Source organism: Floccifex sp., assembly GCF_051873555.1.
Classification (GTDB): domain Bacteria; phylum Bacillota_I; class Bacilli_A; order Erysipelotrichales; family Erysipelotrichaceae; genus Floccifex.
This window is the reverse complement of the sequence record NZ_JBJEEY010000015.1, coordinates 1-3813: the sequence shown is the minus strand read 5'-3', so window position 1 is coordinate 3813 and position 3813 is coordinate 1. Positions and strand designations below refer to the sequence as shown.

Below are 3813 nucleotides of genomic sequence, written 5' to 3'. Positions count from 1 at the left end.
ATAATAGTGATTTTGGACCAGGCAGAAATGCCGGTCTTGTGGAAAGATAGGAACGATAGGGTGGTATCTAGGGTTCCTGTCTTTTTTTTGTTCCTTTCTAAAACCATAATAAAAGAAAGATAAAAAATTGGAAACAAAAACCGGCAAAAACTGCCGGAAAAAATAACCTCAAGAAATATAAAAGGGTCAATCTTACCAGAAAAGAAAAAACCTCATGATTTTAAAGGTCGACTTTGACCTCATCTAGTTTTAAATATTCTGTTTTTTTATGGGAAGTGTTATTTGTAATGAAATTGGCATGTCTTTGCTTATTTGATGTATAATAAAAGAAACAATATATAACATTCTGACAGTTATAATGTCAATTAAGATGATAATAATTAGTTAAAGGAAAGGGACAATAAGATGACAAAATTAGTATTAGGATTAGATATTGGAATTACTTCAGTTGGTTATGGAATTATTGATATCGATAATAATTCATTTGTGGATTACGGAGTTCGTTTATTTAAAGAAGGAACAGCAGCAAATAATGAAGATCGTAGAAATGCCAGAGGTAGACGTAGATTAACTCGTCGTAAAGCAAATCGAATCGAAGACATGAAAAAATTGTTAAAAGAAAATGACATAATGAGTGATGACTACAAACCTCAATCCAATGTTTATGAATTACGTGTAAAAGGTTTAACAAATAAATTAACGAAAGATGAATTGGTATCTGTTATTCTGCATCTTACAAAACATAGAGGAAGTTCAATTGAAACAGTAGATGAAATGGAGGATACTTCATCCGATAGTTTAAGTACAAAAGAGATTTTGAGTGGAAATGCAAAATTATTAAAAGAAGGTAAGTATATCTGCGAAGTTCAATTAGACCGTTTACATGACGATAATAAAGTAAGAGGACATGCAAATAATTTTAAAACAGAAGACTATGTAAAGGAAGCTAAGCAGATTTTATCAAATCAGGGATTAGATGAAGAAGTAAATGATAAAATCATTGAAATCATTTCACGAAAAAGAGCTTATTATGAAGGACCAGGAAGTGAAAAGTCTCCGACGCCATATGGTAGATGGTTCTATGATGAAAATGGAGAAATTGTCTATGAAGACTTAATTGAACGCATGAGAGGAAAGTGTAGTGTTTTTCCTAATGAATTTAGAGCACCTAAAATGTCAGTGAGTGCAGAAATATTCAATTTATTAAATGATATAAATAATTTATCCATTGAAGATGAAAAATTGGATGTTTCTAAGAAACAAGAAATTTTTTCGTATATTAGCAAAAATAAAAAAATCACACCAAAACAATTATCAAAAATTTTAGGTGTAGATGAAGATAAAATTTCAGGTTTTCGAATTGATAAAAACAATAAACATCTTTTAACAGAATTTAAAGGATATACAGAATTAAAAAAAGCATTTGAAAAAGAAAATATTGACATTTCTTTAAATGACTATGAATTATTGGATGCGATTTCTGAAATTTTAACAAATTATAAAGGTATTGAAGAAAGAAAAGAAAAATTGTCTTTATTAAACATAGATGAAAAAGTTATTGAACAATTAGTATTAAATACAAAATTTGTTGGATATCATTCTTTGTCATTGAAGGCTATTCGATTATTAAATGAGGAATTGTATAAAACTTCTTTAAATCAAATTCAAATTCTTCATCAGTTAAAATTATTTGATAAAGCTAGAATTTCTCATAGAGGAAAGAAAAATATTGTTGCTGATGATATGGCTATTCTTTCTCCTGTCGCAAAGAGAGCGCAAAATGAAACGTTTAAGGTTGTAAATGCACTAAGAAAAAAATATGGTGAATTTGATTCGATTGTAGTTGAAATGACAAGAGATAAAAATGACGCAGAACGTAAAAAAAGAATTAGTGATAGTCAAAAATATTTTGAAAACAGAAACAAAGAAGTAGATAAATTATTGAAAGATCGAGGATTGGATCCTGAAAAAATTAATGGAAAAACAAAAACGAAAATTCGTTTGTATCTGGAACAAGATGGTAAAAGTGCCTATACTTTCCAGCCTATTGATTTAGATTTATTAATTAAAGATCGCAGTTATACCGAAATTGATCATATTATTCCTATTTCAATTTCATTGGATGATTCACAATCAAACAAAGTATTGATTACAAGAATGGAAAATCAGTTAAAAGGAAATCTGACTCCTTTTATGGCTTATCAATCCGGTAAATTTGATGGATTGGGATGTTCTTGGAGTAAATATAAAGCAGTTGTAGAAAATAATAAAAAATTGGCATATAAGAAAAAGAAGAATTTACTGTATGATAAAGACATTACAAAATTCGATAATATTCAGGAATTTATTAATCGAAATCTGATTGATACAAGTTACGCATGTAGAACAGTATTAAATACTTTGACAGATTATTTTAAAGACAATGAAATTGATATAAAAGTTCATACTGTAAATGGAAAGATTACAGATAAATTTAGAACACAGATTCAGTTAAATAAAGTACGAGATGAGGACTTTTTACATCATGCGATTGATGCATTAATTGTAGCTTCTGTTAAGAAGATGAATTTATTAAATGGATATTTAAGTAAATACACATTTGATAATTTTTATGATGAATTAACAGGAGAAATTAAGGATATACCAGATGAAAAAGCATATATGGATCCAAAATATATTGCATTTATTGCACAATTGAAAGAAATTTATTTAGATAGTAATAGATATTATAAAGGACAGATATCAAAAGATAGTTTATATTATCCTCCAATTAAAATTTCTCATAAAGTGGATACGAAACCAAATAGACAAATTGCAAATGAAACAATTTATAGTACTCGTAAAACTGAAAATGGTGAAATGCTTATTGAAAGAGTAAAAGATATTTATGCTTCAAAAGATAAACAAGTTACAAAGATGATTGAAGATATCATTAATCATGAAAGTTCATTATTAATGAAAGATAATGATCCACAGACTTATAATATTTTAGAAGATATTGTGATGCATGATTTTGAAATGTATAAAGATTCAAAAGAACACTATAAGAAAGAAATAAAAAAAGGTGTCACAAAATATAAATTGGTTGGAGAAAATCCATTCATTCGTTATAAAGAAGAATTCGGCCCTATTAGAAAGTATTCCAAAAAAGGGAATGGCCCTGAAATTCATACATTAAAATTCTATAGTGAAAAATTAGGAAATCATTTAGATATAACTGGTAAGTATGATACAGAACATAAAAAAGTAATTTTAAAACAAATAAGTCCATATAGAACAGATTTTTATAAATGTTCGGATGGTAAATTTAGATTTGTTACAGTTCGATATAAGGATGTCCGATTTGAAGGAGCAAAAGGAAAGTATGTTATTGATTCAAATTGGTATGAACTAGAAAAAAACAAAAAGAAAATTGATAACAAAGCTGAATTCATTTGTTCTTGTCATAGAGATGAATTAATTGGGATTGTAAAAAAACAAGGAGATAAGTATATATATGATGATTCAACTGAAAATGGAGGTATGACTTTATATCATGATGGCTTGCATCCTGAAATTTTAAAATTTACAGCAACAAACAATGATCAGACAGGTCAAATAGAAGTAAAGCCTTTATTTACTTATTGTAAAAAGCGATTAATGCCAACTGTTACATCATTGGTGAATATCTGTAAATATTCCACAGATGTTTTAGGAAATATGTATGAGGTCAAAGAAAATAAATTGAAATTAGAATTTGATTAGGCTATAATAATAGTGGTTATATTCTAGCGAAAAAATTATATGACCTAACAAAACAAGGGTTTATCCCGG

At 27.7% G+C, this 3813-nt stretch carries 1 protein-coding gene; it reads left to right on the top strand.

Going from position 1 to position 3813, the window contains the following annotated elements:
* Positions 1-405 precede the first annotated feature (405 nt).
* On the top strand, positions 406-3744 hold the full coding sequence (gene cas9, locus ACI32A_RS01080; RefSeq protein WP_439753171.1) for a type II CRISPR RNA-guided endonuclease Cas9: 3339 nt from the start codon (positions 406-408) through the stop codon (positions 3742-3744).
* Positions 3745-3813: the final 69 nt, after the last annotated feature.